General features: G+C 71.6%; 22 protein-coding genes. 17 read left to right on the top strand and 5 right to left on the bottom strand.

The window, feature by feature from the left end; translation table 11 throughout:
- Positions 1–250 precede the first annotated feature (250 nt).
- The 6 genes from ACFYOY_RS29950 to ACFYOY_RS29925 are packed head-to-tail and all read left to right on the top strand — an operon-like array spanning position 251 to position 7,267.
- The gene (locus tag ACFYOY_RS29950) at positions 251–1,270 is read left to right on the top strand and encodes an aminotransferase class I/II-fold pyridoxal phosphate-dependent enzyme (protein ID WP_351885142.1); all 1,020 of its coding nucleotides are present in this window, start codon (positions 251–253) and stop codon (positions 1,268–1,270) included.
- Positions 1,267–2,295 carry a polyprenyl synthetase family protein gene (locus tag ACFYOY_RS29945; RefSeq protein WP_351885145.1) on the top strand — a complete coding sequence of 343 codons (1,029 nt, stop codon included), beginning with the start codon at positions 1,267–1,269 and terminating at the stop codon, positions 2,293–2,295. The genes ACFYOY_RS29950 and ACFYOY_RS29945 overlap by 4 nt, the downstream gene beginning before the upstream one ends.
- A gap of 4 nt (positions 2,296–2,299) precedes the next feature.
- A complete protein-coding gene (locus ACFYOY_RS29940) occupies positions 2,300–3,298 on the top strand; it encodes a UbiA family prenyltransferase (RefSeq protein ID WP_351885148.1) in 999 nt (332 codons plus the stop codon).
- 35 nt (positions 3,299–3,333) lie between these two features.
- Entirely contained in the window at positions 3,334–5,088 is a 1,755-nt protein-coding gene (locus ACFYOY_RS29935) for a prenyltransferase/squalene oxidase repeat-containing protein (protein ID WP_351885151.1), read from the top strand.
- Complete coding sequence (locus tag ACFYOY_RS29930; RefSeq protein WP_351885154.1) at positions 5,085–6,389, top strand: NAD(P)/FAD-dependent oxidoreductase; 1,305 nt, start codon at positions 5,085–5,087, stop codon at positions 6,387–6,389. Before ACFYOY_RS29935 ends, ACFYOY_RS29930 begins: the two co-directional genes overlap by 4 nt.
- A gap of 14 nt (positions 6,390–6,403) precedes the next feature.
- Positions 6,404–7,267 (top strand): TauD/TfdA family dioxygenase, encoded by an 864-nt coding sequence (locus ACFYOY_RS29925; protein ID WP_351885157.1) that lies wholly within the window; start codon positions 6,404–6,406, stop codon positions 7,265–7,267.
- Between the two features lie 10 nt (positions 7,268–7,277).
- Here ACFYOY_RS29925 and ACFYOY_RS29920 read toward each other — a convergent pair whose 3' ends face one another.
- Positions 7,278–8,138: a lytic polysaccharide monooxygenase gene (locus tag ACFYOY_RS29920; RefSeq protein WP_351885160.1), complete on the bottom strand. Its 861-nt coding sequence runs from the start codon at positions 8,136–8,138 to the stop codon at positions 7,278–7,280.
- A gap of 214 nt (positions 8,139–8,352) precedes the next feature.
- Between ACFYOY_RS29920 and ACFYOY_RS29915 the strand changes: the two genes are divergently transcribed.
- The 5 genes from ACFYOY_RS29915 to ACFYOY_RS29895 all read left to right on the top strand — a co-directional run bounded on the left by ACFYOY_RS29915 (position 8,353) and on the right by ACFYOY_RS29895 (position 13,491).
- Positions 8,353–8,781 (top strand): spore-associated protein A, encoded by a 429-nt coding sequence (locus ACFYOY_RS29915; protein WP_388590655.1) that lies wholly within the window; start codon positions 8,353–8,355, stop codon positions 8,779–8,781.
- Positions 8,782–8,956: 175 nt separating this feature from the next.
- Positions 8,957–9,937 (top strand): arginine--tRNA ligase, encoded by a 981-nt coding sequence (locus tag ACFYOY_RS29910; protein WP_351885166.1) that lies wholly within the window; start codon positions 8,957–8,959, stop codon positions 9,935–9,937.
- Between the two features lie 147 nt (positions 9,938–10,084).
- Positions 10,085–11,386 carry a helix-turn-helix domain-containing protein gene (locus tag ACFYOY_RS29905; RefSeq protein WP_351885169.1) on the top strand — a complete coding sequence of 434 codons (1,302 nt, stop codon included), beginning with the start codon at positions 10,085–10,087 and terminating at the stop codon, positions 11,384–11,386.
- Between the two features lie 168 nt (positions 11,387–11,554).
- A complete protein-coding gene (locus tag ACFYOY_RS29900) occupies positions 11,555–11,905 on the top strand; it encodes a hypothetical protein (RefSeq protein ID WP_351885172.1) in 351 nt (116 codons plus the stop codon).
- Entirely contained in the window at positions 11,902–13,491 is a 1,590-nt protein-coding gene (locus ACFYOY_RS29895) for a cation acetate symporter (protein WP_351885175.1), read from the top strand. Before ACFYOY_RS29900 ends, ACFYOY_RS29895 begins: the two co-directional genes overlap by 4 nt.
- Before the next feature lie 25 nt (positions 13,492–13,516).
- Here the strand turns inward: ACFYOY_RS29895 and ACFYOY_RS29890 are convergent, their stop codons facing one another.
- The gene (locus ACFYOY_RS29890; protein ID WP_351885178.1) at positions 13,517–14,092 is read right to left on the bottom strand and encodes a CGNR zinc finger domain-containing protein; all 576 of its coding nucleotides are present in this window, start codon (positions 14,090–14,092) and stop codon (positions 13,517–13,519) included.
- A 56-nt stretch (positions 14,093–14,148) separates the two neighbouring features.
- Here ACFYOY_RS29890 and ACFYOY_RS29885 point away from each other — a divergent pair, with 56 nt between their 5' ends.
- The 3 genes from ACFYOY_RS29885 to ACFYOY_RS29875 are packed head-to-tail and all read left to right on the top strand — an operon-like array spanning position 14,149 to position 17,811.
- Positions 14,149–15,357, top strand: coding sequence for an MFS transporter (locus ACFYOY_RS29885; protein WP_388590622.1), 1,209 nt, complete (start codon positions 14,149–14,151; stop codon positions 15,355–15,357).
- 28 nt (positions 15,358–15,385) lie between these two features.
- Positions 15,386–16,234 carry a PTS sugar transporter subunit IIA gene (locus ACFYOY_RS29880; protein ID WP_388590620.1) on the top strand — a complete coding sequence of 283 codons (849 nt, stop codon included), beginning with the start codon at positions 15,386–15,388 and terminating at the stop codon, positions 16,232–16,234.
- A gap of 23 nt (positions 16,235–16,257) precedes the next feature.
- Positions 16,258–17,811: a PTS ascorbate transporter subunit IIC gene (locus ACFYOY_RS29875; RefSeq protein ID WP_388590618.1), complete on the top strand. Its 1,554-nt coding sequence runs from the start codon at positions 16,258–16,260 to the stop codon at positions 17,809–17,811.
- A gap of 70 nt (positions 17,812–17,881) precedes the next feature.
- Here ACFYOY_RS29875 and ACFYOY_RS29870 read toward each other — a convergent pair whose 3' ends face one another.
- Positions 17,882–20,131, bottom strand: coding sequence for an ATP-binding cassette domain-containing protein (locus ACFYOY_RS29870; protein ID WP_388590616.1), 2,250 nt, complete (start codon positions 20,129–20,131; stop codon positions 17,882–17,884).
- A gap of 134 nt (positions 20,132–20,265) precedes the next feature.
- Here ACFYOY_RS29870 and ACFYOY_RS29865 point away from each other — a divergent pair, with 134 nt between their 5' ends.
- Entirely contained in the window at positions 20,266–21,000 is a 735-nt protein-coding gene (locus ACFYOY_RS29865; protein ID WP_351885193.1) for a MerR family transcriptional regulator, read from the top strand.
- Between the two features lie 57 nt (positions 21,001–21,057).
- Positions 21,058–21,540, top strand: a complete 483-nt coding sequence (locus ACFYOY_RS29860) for a VOC family protein (protein WP_351885196.1) — start codon at positions 21,058–21,060, stop codon at positions 21,538–21,540.
- A 91-nt stretch (positions 21,541–21,631) separates the two neighbouring features.
- Here the strand turns inward: ACFYOY_RS29860 and ACFYOY_RS29855 are convergent, their stop codons facing one another.
- Entirely contained in the window at positions 21,632–22,582 is a 951-nt protein-coding gene (locus tag ACFYOY_RS29855) for a serine/threonine dehydratase (protein ID WP_351885199.1), read from the bottom strand.
- A gap of 35 nt (positions 22,583–22,617) precedes the next feature.
- On the opposite strand from ACFYOY_RS29855, the gene ACFYOY_RS29850 reads away from it, so the two are divergent.
- Complete coding sequence (locus tag ACFYOY_RS29850; protein WP_351885202.1) at positions 22,618–23,268, top strand: TetR/AcrR family transcriptional regulator C-terminal domain-containing protein; 651 nt, start codon at positions 22,618–22,620, stop codon at positions 23,266–23,268.
- A 57-nt stretch (positions 23,269–23,325) separates the two neighbouring features.
- Here the strand turns inward: ACFYOY_RS29850 and htpG are convergent, their stop codons facing one another.
- Entirely contained in the window at positions 23,326–25,272 is a 1,947-nt protein-coding gene (htpG, locus tag ACFYOY_RS29845) for a molecular chaperone HtpG (RefSeq protein WP_351885205.1), read from the bottom strand.
- Positions 25,273–25,313: the final 41 nt, after the last annotated feature.

Here is a 25,313-nt window from a genome sequence, read left to right as displayed (position 1 = left end):
GACGCGTGATCGAGAGACCGTCAAAATCATCGTGACGGATTTCGCCCGCACCCGCTCATTGAACTGACCGATCGGACACGGCCCCACCCGCACTGGCTGACCGTACGGTCGCAGCCCGCCCACGACGGTTTCCTCCCCACCGATCCGGCCGGACCGGCAAAGGGACCCGGGCGCGGTGACTTTCCTCCCTCCGCCCGAATCCCCCGCTGGAATGGATGGATGGTGCCCGATGCATGATGGCTGGAATCGCATGACTCCGGTGGTCGCGGAGAACAATCCCTTCCACCAGATGTCGCTCAACGAAACCGTTCATCCCCCGCTCCCCGAAGTGGTGGACGCCGTCCTGCGCACCGCGCGGACCGCCCACCGTACCCTGGATGCCCTCGGCACCGGGCTCTGTCAGGCCCTCGCCGGACATCTGGGAGTGCGCCCGGAACATGTGCTGGCCGGACCGGGTTCCGGCGCGCTGCTCCAGCAGCTGTTCTCCACCCTCACCGGACCGGATACGGACACGGTGCACGCCTGGCCCTCGTGGGAGGCGTACCCCATGATGGCGGCCAACGCCGGATCCACCACCGTCCGGGTGCCGCTCACCGGATACGACCACGATCTGAAGGCGATGGCCGACGCCGTCACCGACCGCACCCGCATGGTCCTGCTGTGCACCCCCAACAACCCCACCGGCACCGCGCTGGACCAGGAGCGGATCCTTCGCTTCCTCGACCGGCTCCCCGCACATGTCACCGTCGTCATCGACGAGGCGTACCGGGACTTCGCCGACCGCGGCGGCGTCGCCGACGGCATCGCCCTGCACCGCGCCGATGAACGGGTCTGTGTGGTGCGGACGTTCTCCAAGTCGTACGGGCTGCTCAGCCTGCGGGTCGGCTATCTCGTGGCGCATGAGCCCGTGCTCGCCCCGCTCCGCTCCGTGCTGCCCTTCTACCGGGTGAGCGCCGTGGCGCAGGAGGCCGCCATCGCCGCGCTCGGCGCCCAGGAGCAGGTGCTCCGGCAGTGCGCCGAGACCGCCGAGGAGCGCGACCGGCTCCACCGGACCCTGCTCGACCAGGGCTGGGAGGTGCCCGCGAGCCAGGGCAACTTCCTGTGGCTGCCCATGACCTCCGGTGTGGAGCGCTTCACCCAGTTCTGCGCGGACCACGGCGTGGTGGTCTGCGGCAAACCGGGCGAAGGGGTACGGGTGACCGTCGCCGAGCCCGCCGCCAACCAGGCGTTCGCGGAGCTCGCCGGGAAGTACCGGGAGGCGTCCGTATGACCCGGCCCGACGTCGCGGTCACCGATGTGGCCGACCCGCTGGCGGAGGCCGCGCCGACCGTGGAGCTCCTGCTGCGCGAGCTCGACCGGCGCTGGCCCCCGGAAGCCGAACGCCTCCACCAGATCTCCCGGTACGCCCTGCTCCCGGCCGGGAAGCTGCTGCGCCCGCTGCTGCTCATGGAGTCGGCCGAGGCGGTGGGCGGCGGCGGACCCGCCGTCGTCCCGGCCGCGCTGAGCGTGGAGTACCTCCATGTGGGATCCCTCGTCCACGACGATGTCATCGACGGCGACGCGATGCGGCGGGGCCGTCCGTCCATCGTGGCGCGCTACGGCACCGCCGACGCCATCGTCACCGGGGACGCCCTGATGCTGGGCATGTTCGGCGTGCTCACCGACGGCGCCGAAGAGGCCGGCGGACTGCCGCCGGGCCGGGTCCTGGGCGCCGTGCGGGTCTTCGCCCGGGCGGGCGTCGACCTGTGCCGCGGCCAGGCGATGGAGGGCGAACTCCGCGGCGACCTCGGCTGCGGACTCGACCGGTACCTCACCATGAGCTCCCTGAAGACCGGGGCGCTGTTCCGGGCCGCCTGCCGGGGCGGGGCGATCCTGGGCGGCGGAACCCCCGCCCAGCAGCACGCGCTCACCGCCTACGCCGAACATCTGGGGCTGGCCTTCCAGATGCACGACGACCTGCTGCCGTACACCAGCGACCCCGGTACCACCGGCAAGTCCGCCCTCAGCGACATCGCGGCCGCCCGCCCCACCTTCCCCGTCCTGCTCTGCCACGCCATGGCCGGCGCCCCTGGCCGCGCCCGGCTGGCGGCGGCGCTCGGCGGCGCCCTGCCCGCCGCCGACGCGCTGCGGACGGTGCACGAACTGCTGGAGACGACCGGCGCGCTCGACGCCGCGCGGGACCAGGCCACCGCCCAGGCGGACCGGGCCACGTCCTGTCTGGCGGAGCTGCCCCGCTCCCGGGCCACCGCCGTACTCGCGGCGGTGGCCGATCTGTCGGTCAGCCGGGACCGGTGACGCCGTGGCGGCCCCGCGCACCGCACTCCTGGCCCATCTGCAGACCTGGCGCCCGTACACCCTGTGGTATCCCGGGCTCGTCGGCCTCGCCGGAGCCACCCTCGCCGGATCACACCCCGCCACGGGGCAGTTGCTGGTGGCCTGGGCCGCGCCGACCCTCGGCTGGATCGCCGGCCACTACCTCGGCGACTACTACGACCGTGACCTCGATGCGCTCAGCAAGCCCCAACGCCCCATCCCCTCCGGCCGGTTGAGCCCACGAGCCGCCGTGGCCACGGGCATCGGATGCGCCATCGCCGTGGCCGCGCTGGCCCTGTGGGCCAACTGGCGCGCCGTGGCCGTGGCCGCCGCCGCGATGGCGGGCATCGTGGCCTACAGCCGGGTGCTCAAGGGGCGTGGCCTGTCGGGCAATCTCATCCGGGGCGTGCTGACCGCTCTCACCGTGCTCTTCGGCGCGATGGCCGTCCAGCCGTGGCCACCGTGGCGGGCGCTGCCCTTCGCCCTGGTCTTCCTGGCCCATGACACCGCGTCCAACCTCGTCGGCACCCTCCGCGACGTCGACGGCGACCGCGAGGGAGGCTACGCCACCGTGCCGGTCCGCCAGGGCGTCCGGCGCGCCACCCACACCGCGGCCGCGCTGTATCTGGCCGCCGTGGCCGTGGCCTGCGCCGCCACCGGGCTGGTGCCGGGGGACACGGCCGGCTATCTCGTGCTGCTGTCGGCGGCGGCGCTGTGCGGCGCGGGCGCCTTCGGGCTGCTGCTGCGATCACCGGGGCACCTCGCCCCCGCGCTGGCGCTGCGCGCCCACGCCGTCCTCGTCGCCGAACGCCTGGTGCTGGCCGCGGCGGTGGTGGCCGCGGGCGCCGGCGCGGCACCCGCCCTGGCGCTGCTGACGCCGCTCCTCACGGTCAGCGTCATCACCCAGAGCCGGATGCGGTCGCGGCATGAATTCCCCGCCCCCCTGGCCGACGGCGGGCCCACCCTCCCCGATCCACGCCCCTGAACCACCGCGCGCCACCAGCAGAAGGGTCCGCTCCCATGCCCGCTTCCGCCTTGACCGAGAGCGTCGGCACGGCCGTCACCGCCGGTACCGAGGCACTCCTCGCCCACCGGCGCGACGACGGCGCCTTCGTCTTCGGCGCGCACCACGCCTCCCCGCTGAACACCGCCGGAGCCCTCACCGCACTGCACTTCGCCGATCCGGAGGGCTCGGCCGAGACCATCGAGCGCGGTGTCACCTGGCTGTGCGAGACGCAGCGGGACGACGGCGGCTGGGCCATGCAAGGGGTGCCGACCGAACCCCTCACCACCGCGCTCGCCGCCGCGACGCTCCACCTGCTCGCCCCCCGCCGGGCGGCGTCGGCGGTACACGCCGCACGGGCCCGGTTCGACGAGCTCGGCGGCTCCGGGGCCGTCCCGGAACCCGCGATGACCGCCCTCATCCGTCAGTTCCACACCTTCGCCGGACTGCCCCACGAGGGAGCCCAGCGCCGACTCCCCCTGGAACTGCTGCTCTTCCCCGGCCTCAGCCGCCGCCTGCTGAGCCTGCGGCTGCCCATCTACGCGAGCCAGGCGCTCGCCCAGTCCGCACACCGCCGCCGCGGCCCGGCCGGCCGCGCCCTGGACCGGATGGCCCGGCCGAGGGCCCTGGCGATCATCCATGACGCGTACGAACGCGAGGGCGCCACCGGCGGGTTCAGCACCGACCCCTGGCTCACCGGACTCATCTGCCTGGGCCTCGCCCGCTCCGGCCAGGCGCCCGGCCTGGTCCGCGCCGCCGCCCGCTGGCTCCGCTCGGCGGCGAACCCCGACGGCTCCTGGGATCTGATGCCGCTCGATGTGACCTGGACGAACTTCGCCACCGCCGCGCTGCTCGAAGCCGGTTACGCCGACGACCCGCAGCTGATCGGCACCCGCGAGATGCTCCACCGCCACCAGCAGCCCGAGACGTTCGACGCCCTCGGCTGCCCGGCCGGCTACTGGGGGTTCTCCAGCCCCCGCAGCTGGCCGATGGCCCTGGAGACGGCCGAGTCCAGCGCCATCCTGCTGAAGCTGCCCGGCGGCGCGGACGACCGCCACGTCCGCGCCGGACTGGCGTGGCTGACCGCCACCCAGGACGCGGCCGGGTCCTGGAGCCTGGCCGTACGGAACAGCAAACCCGGGGGCTTCGGGCCCTGCCCCCAGATGACCGCCAAGGTCGTCGGCGCCCTGCTCGACTCGGGGGCCGGGGCCGACGACCCGCGCGTGGCCAAGGCGGTGCGCTGGCTGCTCGGCCGGCAGCGCCCCGACGGATCGTTCGAGGCCATGTGGTACCGCGGGGGCACCCCCGGCACCGCCGCGGCGCTGGAGGCGCTCAGCCGGGCGGGCCGCACCGGGGAACACCACCGGGCGGCGGCCCGGGCCAGGGACTGGCTGCTGCGCACCCGGCACCCCGACGGCTCGTGGAGCACGGGCGAGGGCACCCGGCCGGGCACCGTCGAGGAGACCGCCTGGGCACTGCGCGGGCTGCTGGCCGCAGGGCTGAGCCCCGCCGACCCGGCCCCCGCGGCGGCGGCCCGATGGCTCGTCGACGCGCAGCGGGCGGACGGCGGCTGGACCCCGGGCCCGGTCAACGAGTACGTCCGCGGCTGTGCCCGCTATGCCGACGACGGCATCGCGGCGGGCCTGGCGCTGCGGGCCCTCGCCCACTACCGCTCGGTGGAGGCGGCGGAAGCTGCGGGAGCCACCGGCGCAACCGGCACAACCCCCGGCAGCACCGGCACCACCGGCACCGGCGAAGGAGGCCGGAAATGACCCCCGATGTGCTCGTGTGCGGGGCGGGCGTCGGCGGTCTCGCGGCGGCCCGCGCGCTCGGCGGCCTCGGACTGGACGTCCTGGTGGTCGACAAGCAGCCGAAGGTCCGTCCGATTGCCAAGGGAGAGGTGCTCCAGCCGGGTGCGCTGCGCCTGCTGCGCTCCTGGGGCGTGGAGAAGCGGCTCGACGCGCAGGGGGCGGTCCGGCTCGGACGGCTGGTCGTCCGCGATCCGCGAGGCACCGCGCTGATGTCCCTCGACTACGGCCAACTGCCCGCCCCTGACCAGTGGTTGCTGGCCCATGACCACACCGCGATCCTCGCCGCCCTGGCCGAGAGCCTCGGGCCGGGTGTCGAACTGCGCCGGGGCGTCCGCGCGGAGGCGCCGCTGCGCGACGACTCCGGCCGGATCACCGGACTGCGGCTGACCGAAGGCGGCAGGGTCTACGAGCAGCGGGCGCCACTCGTGGTCGCCGCCGACGGCATCTCCTCACGGCTGCGGTCCTGGGCGGGCATCGAGGCCAAACGGGCCGACTATCCGCACCGGCTGGTCTCCTTCGACATCGGCGACGCCGACGCGGCCGCACGGGCCGACGACTTCTCCGCGTATGTCACCGACCGGGGGCTGCGGCTGCTCTATCCGCTGCCGGGCGGCCGGCTGCGGCTCTACCTCCAGGCCGGGCCCGATGAGCTGCGCGGCGTCACGGCACGTGGGGGACTGGCCGACTGGGCCGCCCGGGCGCTGTCCCAGGTGCCCGCGCTGGAGCCGCTGACCGCGTCCCTGCTCGCCCATCTCGGCAGCCGTCAGACGCTGCCCGTCGGAACGCTGTTGTCGCCCCGGCTGTCCGGCCGCGGACTGGCGCTCGTCGGCGAGGCCGCGTACGCCGTCCACCCGATGGCAGCGCAGGGCATGAACACCGCCATCACCAGCGCCGGTGCCCTCGCCGAGCGACTGTCGGGCCATCTGGAGCGTATGGGCCGGATGTCGGCCGCGGTGGTGGACGCCGCGCTGCGCGACTACCACGAGCGGCAGCTTCCCCTTCTCACCCAGGCGGCCAGGACCAGCGGCAACGCGGCGCGGATGGTCACCGATCTGTCGTGGCGCGGCCGGGTCCTCGGGCGTCGGGCCGTTCGTCACACCGGCGCCAACCCCCGGCTGCTGCACACCGTCACCCACAACATGTCGGGCCTCGGCCCGCGCCCGCTGACCGCGCTGGACCGGCTGCAGCAGCTCGGCCTCCTCCCCGATCCGCGCGCCCACCGAGTGCCGACCGCCCCGGCCGGCCGACCGCAACCCATGTGAGGACGGTTTACCGCATGCCCACTTCCGAATTGATGGTGACCCCCGTCTCCGGAGCACTCGGCGCCGAGATCCGCGGTGTCGATCTCACCGAGCTCACCGACGAACTCTTCGAACAGATCCACGAGTTGCTGCTCAAGCACCTCGTGGTCTTCTTCCCGGACCAGGAACACCTCACCCCGGAGGCGCATATCGCCCTGGGACGGCGGCTGGGGGAACTGGAGGTCCATCCGTTCCTGCCCAAGGTCGAGGGCCATCCCGAGATCGTGGTCCTGGACGCGGACCAGGGCGCCAAGGCCGACGAGTGGCATATCGACGTGACCTTCCAGCCCAATCCGCCGGTCGCCTCCATCCTTCATCTGCAGGTGTGTCCCGCCTCCGGCGGAGACACCATGTGGAGCAACCAGTACCTGGTCTACGAGACGCTCTCCGAGCCGATGCGCGAACTCCTCGACGGCCTCACCGCCGTCCATGTTCTCAACACACCGCAGACCGGCGAGCACTCCGCCGAACACCCCGTGGTGCGGATCCACCCCGAGACCGGCAGGCGCTCCCTGTACGTCACCCGCATGTGGACCTCGCACATCCCGCAGCTCAGCCGCCCGGAGAGCGATGCCCTGCTGCAGTACCTCTTCGAGCACTCCGAGTCGCCCCGGTTCAACTGCCGCTACCGCTGGCAGCCCGGCGCCGTCGCGATGTGGGACAACCGCGCCACCCAGCACCTGGCCGTCAACGACTACACGGAACCCCGCAGGGGACAGCGGGTGACGGTCCTCGGCGACCAGCCCACCGGTGACACCCCGCGCTGGAAGGAGTACCGGCCCGCGCCCGACGAGCGCTACTACCCGCGCCACGTCACGGCCCGCCACGGCTACCGGTGACAGCAGCCCGTCAGCGGCTCGGGCGTCGCCGCCGTACGGTGGCGACGACACCCGTGCCGAGCACCAGCACGGACGCACCACCGGCGAGCAGCACCGGAGTGCTGTCGCCGTCGTCCTCCTCGGACGTGGCGGAGGTGGCGCGGGAGGCCGCCGCGGCGTCCCGGGACGGCGGGGCGGCGGTGCGGGACGGCGGGGTGGCGGCCTCCGACGAGGGAGCATCCGACGAGGGGGCTCGGGAGCCCAGCACCACATCGGAGCAGGAGTAGTAGGTGTCCGGGGTGCTGGTGTTCCGCCAGATCGTATAGAGCAGCTGACGGCCGGTCCGGTCGGCGGGCAGCGTGGCCTTGATGCGGTACGCGTCGTCGACCAGCGCGGGGTCCTTGGCCGTGGCGAACGGCTTCGCCTCCAGGTCCGACCACTTCAGCGGCCGCGCGGGATCGTAGCCCTCCTTGGTGAGATACAGCTCGAAGGTCCCCGTGTGCGGGATCGTCGACCGGTAGGTGAGCGTGAGATCGGCCCCGGCCGACAGCCGCGTCGAAGGCCAGTCGGCGCGCGCCAGATCCAGCCCCCGGTATGCCTCGAGGCCCCCGCTGCACAGCTTCCCGTCCGGGACCCGCTCCCGGTCCCGACCCGCCACTCCCGCGATACGCAGGTTGTCCCAGTCCGCCGCCTCCGGACCATTGGCGGCCCGAGCCGCCCGGCACGCCGCCGACCGCGCCGCGCCCCCGCCCTCGGGGGAGCAGGCGAACGTCCGGCTCACCGGGTCCGTCGGCGCCCCGTGCGCCTGCGCGGGCTGAGCGGCCAGCGCCGTGAACAGACAGGGGAGGGCCCCGAGAAGAGCGCCCACGGCGGCGGTGCGATACGAGGTCATCCGGTGCGGCCCTCCGAGTCGGTGCGACGGGACGGGCGCGTCGCCCGTCCCGTCGAATACGGGAAGCCCGGATGGGGCGTTCAACGGCCGCCGGAAGCAGGCGTGCAATGCCGTACAACCATCCGTGACCCCAGCATGTCTCCCTAGGCAGACGCAAACAGCGCCTACGCCCATGAAGAATCATTAAGGGGGACAAATGAATCTTTCTCGCCGTATGGCCGCCACCGCGGTGCTCGCCACCGCCATCGCGGGCACCGTGGCCCTGACGCCGCAGGCATCGGCCGTCACCACGGCCGCCTACAACGGGGTGTGCGGCAGCGGGTACAAGGTGGTGAACTCGGCGCCCATCGGCTCCAAGGGCACCGTCTTCCTCACCTACAACTCCGCCAAGGGCAAGAACTGCGTGGTCACCGTCCGGAACACCACGGGCAAGGCGGTTCCGATGTTCGCCTACCTGTACGTTCAGGGCGCCGACGAGTCGGCCGAGGACGGCGGCGCGTACACCTCGTACGCGGGCCCGGTGTACGGCGACGGGCGCGGTAAGTGCGTGGACTGGGCCGGGGGCATCGAGAACCAGTCCACCTGGACGTACGGATCGAACTGCGGATCCCTGACGGCTCACCGTGTGACCAAGGGCTGGTAAGCCTGGGAGCCATGCGTCGGCACGGCCGACGGGGGAGCGGCGGCCACCTTCTCGGAGGTGGCCGCCGCGATCGTCGTATGGACCTCTTGGCGTTTTCCGCGGGCTTCGGCCGGCAGGGAGTAGCGGCCCGCCCGCATATTCGCTGTCTTCCGCGGCCCTCGCCGCCTTCCGGGCGGTGGGCACGGCGCTGATGTTCGACGAGATCAAGACGTCGCTCGCCGCGTTCGGTACCCGCTTCGACGTCTACTTCAACGAGAAGGACCTGCATGACCAGGGCGACCTGGACGCCGCTGTCGCCCGCCTGCGGGAAGGCGGTCACGTCTTCGAGGACGAGGGCGCGATGTGGCTGCGCACCACGGACTTCGGTGACGACAAGGACCGGGTTCTGGTGAAGAGCGACGGTTCCTGGACGTACTTCACCGCGGACTGCGCGTACTACCTGAACAAGCGGTCCCGGGGCTTCGAACGGGTCGTCATCATGCTCGGCGCCGACCACGCGGGCTATGTGGGCCGGATGCGGGCCATGGCGGCCTCCTTCGGCGACGATCCGGACACGCATCTGGAGATCCTGATCGGTCAGCTCGTCAACCTGGTCAGGGACGGGGAGCCGGTCTGGATGAGCAAGCGGGCGGGCGCGGTCCTCACCCTGGACGATCTGGTCGAGGCGGTCGGCGTGGACGCCGCTCGGTACGCGCTCGCGCGGGCCAGCGTGAACGCGATGATCGACCTCGATATCGACCTGCTCACCCGGCAGTCGAACGACAACCCCGTCTACTACGTCCAGTACGCGCACACCCGGCTGTGCGCCGTGCAGCGCAGGGCGGAGGAAGCCGGGACCGGGAAGGGCACACCGGAGGACTTCGCCCCCTCCCGGCTCACCCACGAGCGGGAGACCGATCTGCTGGGCATGCTGGCCGAATTCCCGCAGGTTGTGGCCACCGCCGCCACACTGCGCGAGCCGCACCGGGTGGCGCACTACCTGGAGGCGCTGTCCGGCACCTACCACCGCTTCTACGACGCCTGCCGCGTCCTGCCGCGGACAGGCGAGGACCCGGACGACCGCACCCGGGCCAGGCTGTGGCTCACGGAGGCCGGCAGGCGGGTGCTGCGCAACGGGCTGCGGCTGCTCGGGGTCTCGGCGCCCGAACGGATGTGAGCAGCGCACAGGAGAATTCGCGGAAGCCACCGACCCGCCGGTATGTCGATGGTGCAATAGCGGGGCAGGCTCTGGTATCTAACCTGGCCGTGGCCTCACGCTGCCGCGTCGAGCTGCGCATTGCCCGTCACAGGTGGAGGAACGTTCATGCACCCAGTCACCGGCTCCCGCGCTTCCGTCCCCGCCAAGGGCCGCCCCGCCCCTCGCCTGTCCGCCGACCGGGTGCGGACGCCGCCCCGGATGCCCGCCGCCCGTCCGCCGATCCGGTCGCGGGCCGATGCCGAGACCGTGGCGCTGCTGCACCGCGCCGCCCGGGTGCTCATGGAGGAGGTGCCCCGGCTGGCGGACCGTATCGTCGCGCTGATGAAGGAGCGGGAGCCCGCCTACCGGTCGCCCTCCCTCGACCCGCATGAGGTGTGGCGGGAGGTCCACGACTCGCTCAGCAACAATGTGCGCTCGCTGGTGCACCCGAAGGAGACGCGCGAATCGGCCAGGTCCTGCGCGTGGCGGATCGGTACCGACCGCGCCGCCCAGGGCTTTCCGCTGGACGCGCTGCTGCACGCGTACCGCATCGGCTGCACCGTCGTATGGGAGCAGCTCCTGGAGACCGCCTCGAAGGAGGATCCGCTCGGCGCGCAGTCGCTGGTCCATGTCGCCGCCGACGTATGGAACTTCGTCGACGAGCACTGCACCCTCGTCGCCACGGCGTATCAGGAGGTTGAGCGGCAGCTCTCCTGGCACCGGGAGAACCGCTACCGGATCATCGTGGCGGCCCTGCTCGACGGCACCGCCCGGGTGAGCGACTTCCCCGAGGCGGAGGAGGTCCTCGGCCTGCCCGAGCAGGGGCGTTACGCGGTCGTGGCGCTGGAGGACGCCGACGCCTCGTCCCGGGCGCCGCATCCTGCCGCGGTGTGCGCGGGACTTCGCACGGTCTGGCATGCGGCGGAGGGCACTGCCCACGCCATCGTGCTGCTCGGCGACGCGGGCGCGGAGCGGCTGGTGCGCGAGCTGGAGGTGCCGCCCGGCGCACGGGCCGGGGTCAGCCCCGCCGTGTCCGGTCTCGCCGCGGTGAACACGGCCCGCCGGCTCGCCGACACGGCACTGCGCACCCGCCCGGCCGCCGGTGAGGCGGCGCTGCTGGACGAGCGTTATCCGGAGGCGCTGGTGGTGTCCTGCCCGGATCTCGCCGCCGCGCTCGCCGACCGGATGCTCGGGCCGGTCCTGGCGTTGGAGTCCGCCGACCGGGAGATGCTGCTGACGACACTGGCCGCCTGGCTGGAGGGCGGAGGATCGGCGCGCCGCGCGGGCGAGCTGCTGTTCTGCCACCGCAACACCGTGCTCAACCGGCTGCGTCGCTATGAGCAGTTGACCGGGCGTTCGCTGGACCACCCCCGAGAGGTCATGGAGTTGTCGCTCGCGCTGTCCGCGCACCGGCTGCTGACGCCCTGAGAAGCGCCCCTCGGCTTGAGGCGATGTGGGCGTGCACAACGGCCCTCGGCCGATCATGTGCACCCGTCACACGGTCCGCCGGTTGGGCTGTACGCGACCGCGCTGACCTGCTGTCGTGGCGATTCCGCCCCTGTGACATGGGGCGGAACCCGCACAAGGAGCCGCGACATGTCCGACTACGACCAGCCCTGGCGCGCGTCCGTTCCGCCCGTCGAGCCCCGCACCACGCGCCGCACCATCACCATGCCGCCCCGCCCCACGGCACCGCCTCCGCCGGCGCGGCGCACACCGTGGCAGCGGCCGTGGCCCTGGCCGGCGCGGGCGGCCTGCACCGCGCTCGCCTGTCATGTGGCCGCCGTGGTGGTGAACTGTGCCGCCGAAGGCGTCGTCAACCTCGGCGCGGGCGGCGGGTTCACCGTGGGCGCCATGCTGATCGGCCTGGACACGGCGGTGCTGCTCACCGTCCTGGCCCGGGCCCACCGCCGGTCCACCGCCACGATGAGGGAGGGGGAGGGGTGAGCTTCCTCGATCCCAGAACGCTCGCGTTCGTGCTCTTCGCGGGCTTCATGGCCGTCTCGTTCCTGCTGTGCATCCTCGCGGCCACCGGCAATGACGACCCCACCGAGTTCTACCTCGGCACCGGCTCGCTCAGCCCGATGCAGAACGGCCTGGCCATCGCGGGTGACTACATCTCCGCCGCCACCGTGCTCAGCACCACCGGCACCATCGCCCTGGCCGGCTTCGACGGGGTGCTCATCGCCTCGTCCACCGTGCTCTCCATCCTGCTGTTCATGCTGGTCCTCTCCGGACCGCTGTGCGGACGGGGGCGGTTCACCCTCGGCGACGTCCTCTCCGAGCGGCTGAGCGAACGCCCCGCCCGCATCGGCACCGCCGTCGTGGTGCTGGTGGTCGTCATGCCGCTGTTGCTGGTCCAGCTCAACGGCGCCGGCGCCATGCTGGCGGTGCTGCTCGGCATCCCGGGAGGCGGCGCGGTCACCGGCTGCACCGTCTTCATCGGCTCGCTCATGGTCTGCTACGCCGCCCTCGGCGGGATGAAGGGCACCGGATTCATCCAGATCCTCAAGACGGTGCTGCTCCTCGCCGCGTTCGTCCTGCTCGCCTGTCTGGTGCTGAAGCGCTTCTCCTGGAATCCGTTCACCCTCTTCGACGCCGCGGCCGACGCCAGCGGCTACGGCGACGGCTTCTGGCAGTCCGGCCGCCAGTACGGCGACTCCCTCAGCGGGCGGCTGGATGTCATCAGCGTCCAGCTCACCCTCGCCGTCGGCGCCGCCTGCATGCCGCACCTCACCATGCGGCTCCACCCGATCCGCGGCATGCGGGCCGCCCGCGCCGCCACCACCTGGGCGGTGGGCGCGGTCACCACCATCCTCGGGCTGATCGTGATCGTAGGCGCCGGAGCCACCGCAGTCGTCGGCGCCCGCGCCCTGCGCGCCTCCGACCCCACCGGCAGCGACTCGCTGCTGCTGCTGACCCTCGCCCTGGACCCGGCGGCGCAGGAGGCCCACCGCAGCCTGCTCTTCTCTGTCGTGGCCTGCGCGGTTGTCGCCACCACCCTCGCGGCGGTCGCCGGACTCACCCTGGCCGCCGCGGCCTCCCTCGCCCATGACGTCCTGGCCAAGGTCGTCTTCAAGGGCAGGCTCTCGGCCAACCGGGAGCTGGCCGCCGCCCGTACGGCCATAGTGGTCGTCGGCGTCGTGGCCGTCGTCCTCGCCATCGTGACCCAGCACTGGAACCGGCAGGCCCTGATCTCCTTCACCTTCGCGGCCGCCGCCTCGGCCCTGCTGCCGATCGTGCTCTACGGCACCTTGTGGCGCGGCTTCACGGTGAACGGACTGCGCTGGGCGCTGTACGGAGGACTTCTCCTCACCGCCGTGACCATGGCCTTCTCCCCGGCGATCTCCGGCAACCCGCTCGCGGTCTTCCCCGAGCGCGACTTCCACTGGTTCCCGCTCCGTAACCCGGGCCTGATCACCATTCCCGCCGGGTTTCTGCTCGGCTGGCTCGGCTCCCGTACCGGACGGCGGGCACGGCATGCCCAGGACCCCACGCGGGGGGACCTGCCGTACGCGATGCACACCGGCTGACGCGCCCGGTGCCGCCCCGGGTCCTTTACGGGGATCGGGGTCCGGCCTTGGCGCGCCGGTGGGCGGCCACCCGCTCACGGGTCGCGCACCGGCGTGAGCAATAGCGGCGCTCCGGTCCGCTGCCCACGGTGAGGAAGACATCGCCGCAGCTGGGGGAGGAGCACAGGCCGCCGGGCGGGCGCTGGCCGTCCCAGATCAGCACGGTCAGCGCCATGCACGAGGAGGCGAGGAACCATTCGCCCCAGGGCGCCTCGTCATCGCTGTCCAGGTGCGGATGCCAGGGCGAACGGCCGTCGTGCGAACTGAGCCGGAGCGGACCCGTGCCCTCCCGCAGCAGCCGGTTCAGCACCCCGGCGGCGGCGTCGACATGCTCGGCGGCGAACACCTCGCGCAGCCGCAGCGCGGCGGTGCGCATGCCCGCGACATCGCCCGCGGTGAGCTCGACCGGGCCGGGCTCACCGTGGTCGAGCAGGATCCCGGCGATCGCGCGGGGATCAGGGCTCGGCTCCTCGGTCAGGGCGTTGACGAGGGCGGCGGTGCGCCGGGCGGTATCCCGCACCGAAAGCCGGGTGGACCGGTCGTCGTTCGAGAGGGGCGACACGACGCCAATGTAACGCACCTGGCGAATATTTACGTTACCCCCGTAACGTGATCCACATGCCAGGGCGTTACACGATGGGATGCTATCTGGGCGGGGCGGCCGCCGCCCGCGCGGGGGACGAGATGTCCGGGCCCGCGCTGCTGATGGCCGGACCGGCGCTCACCGGTTCGGCCTCCTCGGGCTCGTCGCTGCTGGCGGGCATCATGGTCGCGGCGGCGGTCGGCGGACCGCTCTTCGGGGTGCTGCTCGACCGCTCCGCCCGGCCGGGCCGGCTGCTGGCCGCGGCACTCGTCCTCTACGCGGCGGCGCTGACCGCGATCCTTCTGGGCCTGGGGCGGCTGCCGTTCGTCCTCACGGTTCTTCTCGCGGTGGGCGCGGGGCTGCTGGGACCGGCCCTGTCCGGCGGATGGACCTCCCAGCTGCCACGGGTGGCACCGCCGCGGGCCCTGCCCCGGGCCAACGCGCTCGACGCGATGACATTCAGCCTCGCCGCGCTGGTGGGACCCGCACTCGCCGGGGCCGTCGCGGGGGCGGCCGGAGCCCCGGCCGCCGTAGCGGTGTCCATCGCGCTGATCGGCCTCGCGCTGCCCGCCGCCTGGGCGCTCCCCGCGCCGCCGCGGCCCGCCCCGGTCCGGCCGCCGGCCACGTCGGTTGTCGCCGATCTCACCGCCGGGCTGCGCGCCATCGCCCGCAACCGGCCCCTGGCCCGTGCCACCGCCACCTCCGTCGTCTCCTGCGTCGGTCAGGGCGCGCTGCTCACCTGCTGTCCGCTCCTCGGCGCGGCCGTGCTCGGCGGCGCCGACCGTGGCGCCCTGCTGCTGTCCGCCACCGCCGCATCCGCCCTCGTGGCCAACGCGGTCCTCGCCCGCCGCCCCCGCCCGCCGCGTCCGGACACCGTGCTCCTCGGCGGAGTGCTGCTGCTCGTCCTCGCGCCCCTGCTCGCGGCCACCGGCCATCCGGTCCCGCTGATCGCCGCCGTGCTCCTCGCCGGGGCAGCCGAGGGCCCCCAGCTCACGGCCCTGTTCGCGGTGCGCCACCGGGAGGCGCCCGAGCGGCTGCGCGGCCAGGTCTTCACCACCGGCGCCAGCCTGAAGATCACCGGCTTCGCGGTGGGCGCGGCCTTCGCCGGTCCGCTCGCCACCTGGTCGCTGCCGGGCGCGCTGGTGGCAGCAGGGGGGTGCGAGGCACTCGCGGCTCTGGTGTTCGTATGCTTGCCGGACGATGCGGAGGCTGTCGTTCCGGATTTGCCCCCGGGGGCTGTGTGACAGAGGCATGTCAGGCATGATGACCTGCATGGAAGACCTGAAAGACCTGTTGCCCGTCGAAGCCGTCCGGCTCGACGTCCGGGCGGCCGACTGGCGTGAGGCGATAGGCGCGGCCGGCCGGCTCATGGTGGAAACGGGCGCCACCACCGACGAGTACACCGGCGAGATGGTCGCCAACGTCGAGGAGAACGGGCCGTACATCGTCATCGCCCCGGGGGTGGCGTTCGCCCACTCCCGGCCCTCCCCGGCGGTGCTCAGGACCGGGATGTCCTGGGTCCGGCTCGCCGAGCCCGTGGAATTCGGGCATGAGTCCAATGACCCCGTCACCCTCGTCGTCGCCCTGGCCGCCCAGGATTCCGCCGCGCACACCTCGGCGATGGGGAGCCTGGCGCGGCTCCTGGGTGATCCCGCCACCGCGACCGCCCTGGCGGAGGCGCCCACCCCGAAGGCGCTGCACGCCGTGCTGGCGGGGGAGCGGCCGGAGGAGGGCCCCGAGAAGTCCGGGCCGACCGCCGCCCCCGAGCCGTCCACCGCTCCTGAAGCGTCCGCCACCCCCGAGCCGCCCACCGCCTCCGCGCCCCGAGCGGCCTCGCTGCACAAGATCCTCACGGTCTGTGGCAACGGCGTGGGCACCAGCCTGTTCCTCAAGAACACCCTGGAGCAGGTGCTGGACCGCTGGGGGTGGTCCAGGTTCGTCACCGTGGAGGCCACGGACACCATCTCCGCGAAGGGCAAGGCGTCCGAGGCCGTGGCCCTGCTCACCTCCCGTGAGATCGCCAGGACTCTGGGGGATGTGGGACGGCCCGTGAAGGTCGTCCAGGACTTCACCAGCACCGCTGAGGTGGACGCGGTGCTCCGGGACACGTACGACGTCTGAACGACGGGGACAGAGGAAGCACCATGGGCTGGTTTGTCACCCTTGCCACGTTTCTCGTCAATGAGATTCTGAGCGAGCCCGCGTATCTGATCGGCATCATCACCGCCGTCGGACTCATCGCGATGAAAAAGAGCACCGGGCAGATCATCGGCGGCGCCATCAAGGCGACCCTCGGCTTTCTGCTGATCGGCGCGGGAGCGGGACTGGTCACCGCCTCCCTCGACCCGCTGGGCACCATGATCCAGGGCGTCACCGGCGCCCACGGCGTCATCCCCACCAACGAGGCCATCGTCGGCATCGCCCAGGACCAGTTCGGCTCACGGGTCGCCTGGCTGATGATCCTGGGTTTCGTGGTCAGCCTGCTGCTGGCCCGGTTCACCCCGCTCCGCTATGTCTTCCTGACCGGGCACCACATGCTCTTCATGGCCACGCTGCTGACCGTGGTCCTGGCCAACGGCGGCCGCTCGACCGTCGCCGTGGTGGCCGTCGGCGGTGTGCTGCTGGGCATCATGCTGGTCGCGATGCCCGCCTTCGCCCACCCCTGGACCAAGCGCGTCACCGGCAGCGACACCGTCGCCATCGGCCACTTCGGCACGGCCGGATACATCGTGGCGGGCGCGACCGGAAGGGTGGTCGGCAAGCGCAGCCGCTCCACCGAGGAGATGAAGCTCCCCGAGGGGCTGCGGTTCCTGCGCGACTCGATGGTGGCCACCGCCCTGTCGATGCTGCTGATCTACCTGGTCATGGCCGTCCTCCTGCTCGTCAAGGAGGGGCAGAAGACCGCCTTCAAGGCGTTCGCCACAGGCACCGGCACGGTGGCCACCGGCACCGGGAACTACCTGATGCAGTCCGTGATGCAGGGGCTGCAGTTCGGCATCGCGGTCGCGGTGATCCTCTTCGGCGTCCGTACGATCCTCGGCGAGCTCGTCCCCGCCTTCCAGGGGATCGCGCAGAAGGTCGTCCCCGGCGCCCTGCCCGCGCTGGACGCGCCCATCGTCTTTCCGTACGCGCAGAACGCGGTGCTGATCGGCTTCATCTCCAGCTTCACCGGCGGCCTGATCGGCCTGGCTCTGCTGACCTGGGTCTTCAACCCGGCCTTCGGTCTCGCCCTGGTGCTGCCCGGTCTGGTGCCGCACTTCTTCACCGGCGGCGCGGCCGGGGTCTACGGCAACGCGACCGGCGGCCGGCGCGGCGCGGTCGTGGGGGCGTTCCTCAACGGGCTGCTCATCACCTTCCTTCCCGCCCTGCTGCTCAAGGTGCTCGGCGCGTTCGGCGACCAGAACACCACCTTCGGCGACGCCGACTTCGGCTGGTTCGGCGCGCTCATCGGCAACGCGGGCAAGGCCGGTGGCGCCCCCGGACTCGTCATCATCGTGCTGCTCGGCCTCGCCGTCCTCGGAGGCGCGATCCTGGTGCAGAAGCGGGTGGTCGACACCGGCTGGGACCCGGGCGCGGCGCGCGACGCCCTGATGCCGCGCGAGAGCGTGGTGGCGCCCGCCGAGGCGAGTGCCACCACGGCCACCTACGCCAAGGTCCCGCCGCCCGCGGGCGCTCCCGCACCCCCGCCTGCCGCTTAGGTCAGCGAGGACGCCCCGGTGGTCCCGTCCCGAGCCTCGGCCCGGGACGGGACCACCGGGGCGCGGAGGCTCACGCCCGCTTGACGTAGTCGCGCAAGTGGACGGCGGTGAGGGAGCCGCCGGTGTCCACGAGGTCGGCGGGGGTGCCGGTGAACACCACCTGACCGCCGTCATGACCCGCCCCCGGACCCATGTCGATGATCCAGTCCGCATGCGCCATCACGGCCTGGTGATGCTCGATGACGACGACCGTGTTGCCCGCGTCGACAAGGCGGTCGAGCAGGGCGAGCAGCTGGTCCACATCGGCGAGATGCAGTCCGGTGGTCGGCTCGTCCAGGACGTACATCGTGCCGCTGCGCGCCATGTGGATGGCCAGCTTCAGCCGCTGGCGCTCACCCCCGGAGAGCGTGGTGAGCGGCTGGCCGAGGCCCAGATAGCCCAGCCCCACCGCGGCCAGCCGGTCCAGGATCAGCCGGGCCTGACCGCCTGTGAAGAACTCCCGCGCCTCGGCCACCGACATGCTCAGGACATCGCTGATGTTCCGCCCGCGCAGCTGGTACGTCAGCACCTCGGGCCGGAACCGCTTCCCCTCGCAGTCCTCGCACACCGAGGCCACCTCGGCCATCATGGCGAGATCGGTGTAGATCAGCCCGATGCCCTTGCACCGGGCGCAGGCACCCTCGGAATTGGCGCTGAACAGACCCGGTTTGACGTGGTTGGCCTTGGCGAACGCCGCCCGGATCGGATCGAGGAGCCCCGTATACGTGGCCGGGTTGCTGCGGCGGGAGCCACGGATCGCCGACTGGTCGGCGACGATCACCTCCTCTCGCCCGGACAGCGACCCATGGATCAGGGAGCTCTTGCCCGATCCGGCGACACCGGTGACGACGGTGAGCACCCCGAGGGGGATGTCGACGCTCACATCCCGCAGATTGTGCAGCCGCGCGCCCCTGACCGGCAGTTGCCCACTGGGCTGCCGCACTGTCTCCCGCAGCCGCACCCGGTGGTCCAGATGGCGCCCGGTCAGGGTGTCCGAGGCGCGCAGCCCGGCCAGGTCGCCCTGGTAGCAGATCCGCCCGCCCGCCACCCCCGCGCCGGGCCCCAGGTCCACCACATGGTCCGCGATCCGGATGGTCTCGGGTTTGTGCTCCACGACCAGCACCGTGTTGCCCTTGTCCCGCAGCTGGAGCAGCAGACGGTTCATGCGCTCGATGTCATGCGGATGCAGGCCCACCGTGGGCTCGTCGAAGACATAAGTGACATCGGTCAGACTGGAGCCCAGATGGCGGACCATCCGCACCCGCTGGGCCTCGCCGCCGGAGAGGGTGGAGGACTCCCGGTCCAGGCTCAGATAGCCCAGGCCGATCTCGACCAGTGAGTCGAGGAGCGCCCGCAGGCTCTCCAGCACCGGTCCGACGGAATCGTGCCGGATCCCGCGCATGAACTCCGCCAGATCGCCGATCTGCAGGGCCGAGCACTCCGTGATGGAGCGGCCGTCGATCCGGCAGGACCGGACGGCCTCGCACAGCCGGGCGCCCTCACATTCGGCGCACTCGGTCAGGGCCATGGCCCGGTCGGCGAACGCGCGCATCCGCGGCTGCATCGTCTCCCGGTCCTTCGCGAGGTACAGCCGGCGGACCTTGGTCACCAGCCCCTCGTAGGTGAGGTTGTTCTTCCCCACCTTGATCTTGGTGGCCGGTTTGTGGAGGAAGTCCTCCCACTGGGCGGGGGAATAGTCCCGGAGCCTGATATCGGGGTCGAAAAGGCCGGAGGCCGCCATAACCTGCCAGTGCCAGCTGTCCACCTCGAATCCGGGAACGGTGATCGCCCCCTCCCTCAACGACTTCTCCCTGTCGATGAGTTGGGCGATGCCGATGTCGGTGACCCTGCCGAGCCCCTCGCACCGCGGACACATGCCCTCGGCCGTGTTGAAACTGAAGGCGAGGGGAGGGCCGACATAAGGGCTGCCGATCCGGCTGAACAGGATCCGCAGCAGGGTGTGGGCGTCGGTGGCGGTGCCCACCGTGGAACGGGAGTTGGAGCCCATCGGCTCCTGGTCCACGATGATCGCCGCGCTCAGATTCTGCAGCGAGTCGACATCCGGACGGCCGAGCGTCGGCATGAAGTTCTGGACGAACGCCGTATAGGTCTCATTGATCAGCCGCCTCGACTCCGCGGCGATGGTGTCGAAGACGAGCGAGGACTTACCGGAGCCGGAGACGCCGGTGAAGACCGTAAGGCTTCGCTTGGGAATGTCCACACTCACGCCCTGGAGATTGTTCTCCCTGGCGCCACGGACCTTGATTTCGCTGACATCCATGCCTTCAAGTGTTTCATTGAAGTGCACGTTGAGACTTTTCGCGGATTTCCTCCCAACACCCGCCGGATACAGTGCGGCAGAGCCGCGGTAACCTTCAACTCGCCCGTGAACCCTTGCCGGGAAGGTGACGAACCGTGAGCCGTACGGACGCCGCGCTGCGCCCCGTCGACCTGGCCCGGATGGCGGGTGTCTCCACCCAGCAGATCCGCAACTACGTCGACGCGGGCATCCTGCCCCCGGCCGCCCGCACCCCCGCCGGCTACCGCAGGTTCGAGGAACGGCACCGCAGAGCCCTGGTGACCTACCGGGCCCTGACGCCGGGATACGGCGCGGAGACCGCCCGCGCGGTCATGCGGGCCGTCCACGCCGAGGACATCGCCCTGGCGCTCACCCTCGTCAACGCCGGCCATGCCGCGCTTCACGACCAGCGGCTCTCCCTCCAGGCGGCGGGGGAGGCACTGGAGACGGTCGCCGGGCAGACGGCGGACACCTCGGCGCCGTCACGCTCCGGGCCACTGCGCATCGGCGAGGTGGCCGCCCGGATCGGGGTGCGCACCTCGGCCCTCCGGGTCTGGGAGTCCGCCGGTCTGCTGCGCCCGCGCCGCGACCGGGGCACCGGCTACCGTGTCTACGGCCCCTCCGACGTCCGGGACGCCCGGATGATCGACCTGCTGCGCCAGGTCCGCTATCCCCTGCCCCAGATCCGGCCCGTCCTCGAGGGCCTGCGCCGCACCGGCAGCAGCGAGGCCCTGCGCGCGGTCATCGCCCGGCGTCAGGAGGGGCTCGCCCAGCGCGCCGCGGCCATGCTCGAGGGCTCCTGCCGGCTGCACCACTACCTCACGGAAAATCGGTCGGCCGAGGACCGATGAGTTCCCGGCGCGGGAGCGGTCGAAAAGGGTAAACGCTCCCCAGCGCAGGAGGAACCGATGGCCACCGACGGATTCACCACATGCCTGTGGTTCGACGGCAACGCCGAAGAGGCGGCGCAGCACTACCTCTCGATCTTCAAGAACTCCAGGCTCGGACGGATCGCGCACTACACCGGGGTCGAGCCCGGCGGCGCGGAGGGATCCGTGATGACCGTCGAGTTCGAGGCCAACGGACAGAAGTTCGTGGGGCTCAACGGCGGGCCGCAGTTCACCTTCAGCGAGGCCATCTCCTTCCAGGTGCACTGCGCGGACCAGGACGAAGTGGACTACTACTGGAGCAGGCTCTCCGAGGGCGGCGAGGAGGGCCCCTGCGGCTGGGTGAAGGACAAGTTCGGGGTGTCCTGGCAGGTTGTCCCCACCGCGCTCCTCGACATGGTGACCGGCTCGGACCCGCAGAAGGCCAAGCGGGCCACCGACGCGATGATGAAGATGGGCAAGATCGACATCGCCGCGCTGCAGGCGGCGTACGACGGCGCGTAGCCAGCCGTCGGGGCGGGCTCGTACGGCATTCGGTCAGGCTGCCGTACGGGCCCGGTCCGCAGTCGTACGGGCCCGGCCCGCGAGCGCGCCGCTAGCCGCCGTGGGTGAGGTCCGCGGGGTCGGTGTTGGCGCCGCAGAGGAGCACGGCGACCCTCTCCCCGGGCCGCGGCCGGTACTCGCCGGAAGTGAGGGCCGAAAGCGCCGTGGCCGCCGCGTGCTCGACCGCGATCCTGCGGTCGTCCCACAGGGCCTGCCGTGCGGAGACGATCGCCTCGTCGGGCACCAGGACGGACCGCACCCCGTCCTTGCGGGCCCACTCCAGCGCGTCCGAGGACACATGGCGCGCCCCCAGCGAGTCCGCCGCGACCGAGTCCACCGGGACATCGACCACGGCGCCGGCCTCCAGCGCGGCGTTCAGGGCCCGGCACCCGTACGGCTCCACGGTGACGACCCCCACCCCGTGCTCCAGAGCGGACACCGCGACACCGGTGAACAGCCCGCCGCCCCCGACCGCCACCACCACGGTGTCCAGGTCGGGCCGGGCCTGGAGGATCTCCTCCATCACGGTGCCCGCCCCGGCGGCGATCAGCGGGTGGTCGTACGCGTGCGACAGCAGCGCACCGGTCTCGGCGGCGTGCTTCTGCGCGGCCTCCCGCGCGTCGTCGTACTCGGTGCCGATCTGATGGACCTCGGCGCCGAGCCGGCGCAACCGGTCGACCTTCACCGGGGGCGCGGTCTCGGGCACGAACACCGTGGCGGGCACCGAGTGCCGTGCCGCCGCCCACGCACACGCGAGCCCGGCGTTTCCGCCGGAGGCGATGGTGACACCCGTGTCCGGCAGGGTGCCCGCCTCCTGGTGGGCCCTGACGAAGTTGAACGCGCCGCGTGCCTTGAAGGTGCCCGTGTACTGCAGGAATTCCAGGGCCAGCCATCCCTCGGCCGCACCCCATGCCCCCTGCTCCACCGGAGCGAGCGCCACCGGCCGGATATGTCCCGCGACCCGTTGGGCCGCGGCTCGTACGTCCTCGCTGGAAAGAGTCACTGAAACACTGTAACAACCACTGGTACGCTCGGGCCATGCGAAGCAGCCGGGACCGAGCCGATCAGCCCACCCTGGAGGCCATCGCGGAGGCCGCCCTGTCCGTCGTCGACGACGAGGGGCCCGAGGCGCTGAGCTTCCGCAGGGTGGCGCAGCTGCTGGGCGTCTCCCATGCCACGGTCTTCCGTCGCTGCGGCGACTTCGACGGTCTGGTGAACGCGTGCGCGGACCGGCTGGCCGCGCGGATGCCGCTGGTGGGCCAGGACCTCGACTGGGCCACCGCCACCGAGGCCCGCTTCTCCGCGTTCTACGAGGCGCTGATCGAGCATCCCGGGCTGGTCGCACTGCGGTCGGGCCGCGCCTGGTGGGGCCCGCATCTGCTGAGCCGTCTCGTGGAGCCGCAGCTGGCGCACAGCATCGCCGCCGGAATGGCGCCCGAGGCGGCGATCCGGGTCTACCGGCGGCTGTACCTGCTCACCCTCGGCGCCGTCGCCTTCGTCGACCACCGCGACGCGAAGAAGGTGCGCACCGCCGCGCGCACGGCGCTCGCCGCCCTGGACCCCGAGGAATTCCCGGCCCTCACCGGGAACCTCGGCGTCATCGTGCCCGCGCTGACCGACCACGAGGTCTACCGCGGCGCGCTGCGGCAGCTGATCGACGCCTCCGCGGCGGCTTTCCCCGGACGGTGACCAGCGCCCGCGGGGCGGGCCCCGACAGGGCCCGCCCCGCTTCGCGCCGCGGCGTGGTTACAGCGTCTGCTGCACCCGCTCCGCCACCAGCTTGATGAAGCGCGACGGATCGCTCAGCTCACCGCCCTCGGCGAGCAGCGCCATGCTGTAGAGCAGCTCGGCCGTCTCCGCGAGACCACTGTCGTCCTTGCGCTCACCATGGGCCTTGCGCAACCCGCTGACCAGCGGATGGGTGGGGTTCAGCTCCAGAATGCGCTTGATCTGGGGCAGGTTCTGGCCCATGGAGCGATAGATGTTCTCCAGGGCCGGGGTGACATCGAAGGTGTCACCCACGATGCAGGCCGGGGAAGTGGTCAGCCGCGTGGACAGCCGCACCTCCTTGACCTGCTCGCTCAGCGCCGTCGTCATCCAGGAGAGCAGCTCGGCGAAGTCCTTCTGCCGCTGCTCCCGCTCGGCCTCCGCCTCCTCGTCCTTCTCGTCCTGGGAGTCGAGGTCGACCTGCCCCTTGGCGATGGAACGCAGCTGCTTGCCCTCGAACTCCGGCACGGCGTCGACCCACAGCTCGTCGATGGGGTCGGTGAGGAGGAGCACCTCGAAGCCCTTGTCCCGGAACGCCTCCATATGGGGCGAGCTCTCCACGATCGAGCGGGACTCGCCCGTCATGTAGTAGATGTGCTCCTGCCCGTCCTTCATGCGCTCGGTGTAGCCGCGCAGAGTGGTCGGCTGCTCGGCGTCATGCGTCGAGGCGAACGAACACACCTCGAGGATCGCCTCGCGGTTCTCCAGGTCGCTGAGGAGACCTTCCTTGAGAACGCGGCCGAATTCCGTCCAGAAGGTCGCGTAGCGCTCCGCGTCGGAGGACATGATGTCCTTCACCGTCGAGAGCACCTTCTTCACCAGGCGACGCCGCATCAGCTGAATCTGGCGGTCCTGCTGAAGGGTTTCCCGCGAGACGTTCAGCGAGAGGTCCGCGGCGTCCACCACGCCCTTGACGAAGCGGAGATATTCCGGCATCAGCGCTTCGCAGTCGTCCATGATGAAGACGCGCTTGACATAGAGCTGCACACCCCGCTTGCGGTCCTGCATATACAGGTCCTGCGGTGCGCGGGCCGGAATGAAGAGCAGCGACTGGTATTCGAAGGTGCCCTCCGCCTGCATGCGGATGGTCTCGAGCGGATCGACCCAGTCGTGGCTGATGTGCTTGTAGAACTCGTGGTACTCCTCGTCGGTGACCTCGTCCTTGGGACGGGCCCACAGCGCCTTCATCGAGTTGACGGTCTCGAGCTCGGGCGCCTTCTCCTCGCCCTGCTCCGCCTCGTCCGTCTCGTCCGTCGTGACCGGGGCCTGGGCGGGGGCCATCCTGATCGGCCAGGTGATGAAATCCGAGTGCTGCTTGATGATCTCCCGGATCTTCCAGGGCGAGGCGTAGTCGTAGAGATGGTCCTCGGTGTCCTCCGGCTTGAGCTTCAGCGTCACGGAGGTGCCCTGGGGCGCGTCGTCGGCCGGTTCGAGGGTGTACGTCCCCTCGCCGCTGGAAACCCAGCGGGTGCCCTGGCTCTCCCCGGCGTGACGGGTCAGCATGGTCACCTCGTCGGCCACCATGAAGCTGGAGTAGAAACCCACCCCGAACTGCCCGATGAGGTCCGCGGAAGCGGCCGCGTCCTTCGACTCCCGCAGCTCCTTGAGGAATGTGGCGGTGCCGGAGTTCGCGATCGTGCCGATGAGCTCCACGACTCCGTCATGCGACATGCCGATGCCGTTGTCGCGAACGGTCAGCGTGCGGGACTCCTTGTCGACCTCAATGGCGATATGGAGATCAGAGGTGTCCGCCTGAAGGTTTCCGTCGCGGAGCGATTCCAGCCGCAGTCTGTCCAGCGCGTCGGAAGCGTTGGAGATGAGCTCGCGCAGGAAGACGTCCTTGTTCGAGTAGATCGAATGGATCATCAACTGCAGAAGCTGCCGCGCCTCGACCTGAAACTCGAAAGTCTCGACCCCTGTAGTCAACTGTTTCCCCTCATGAGATAAGTGTCGACGCCATCAAGCAC

This window comes from Streptomyces sp. NPDC007875 (genome assembly GCF_042868035.1).
Lineage (GTDB): Bacteria > Actinomycetota > Actinomycetes > Streptomycetales > Streptomycetaceae > Streptomyces > Streptomyces antimycoticus.
This window is presented reverse-complemented; position numbering and strand designations above follow the sequence as displayed.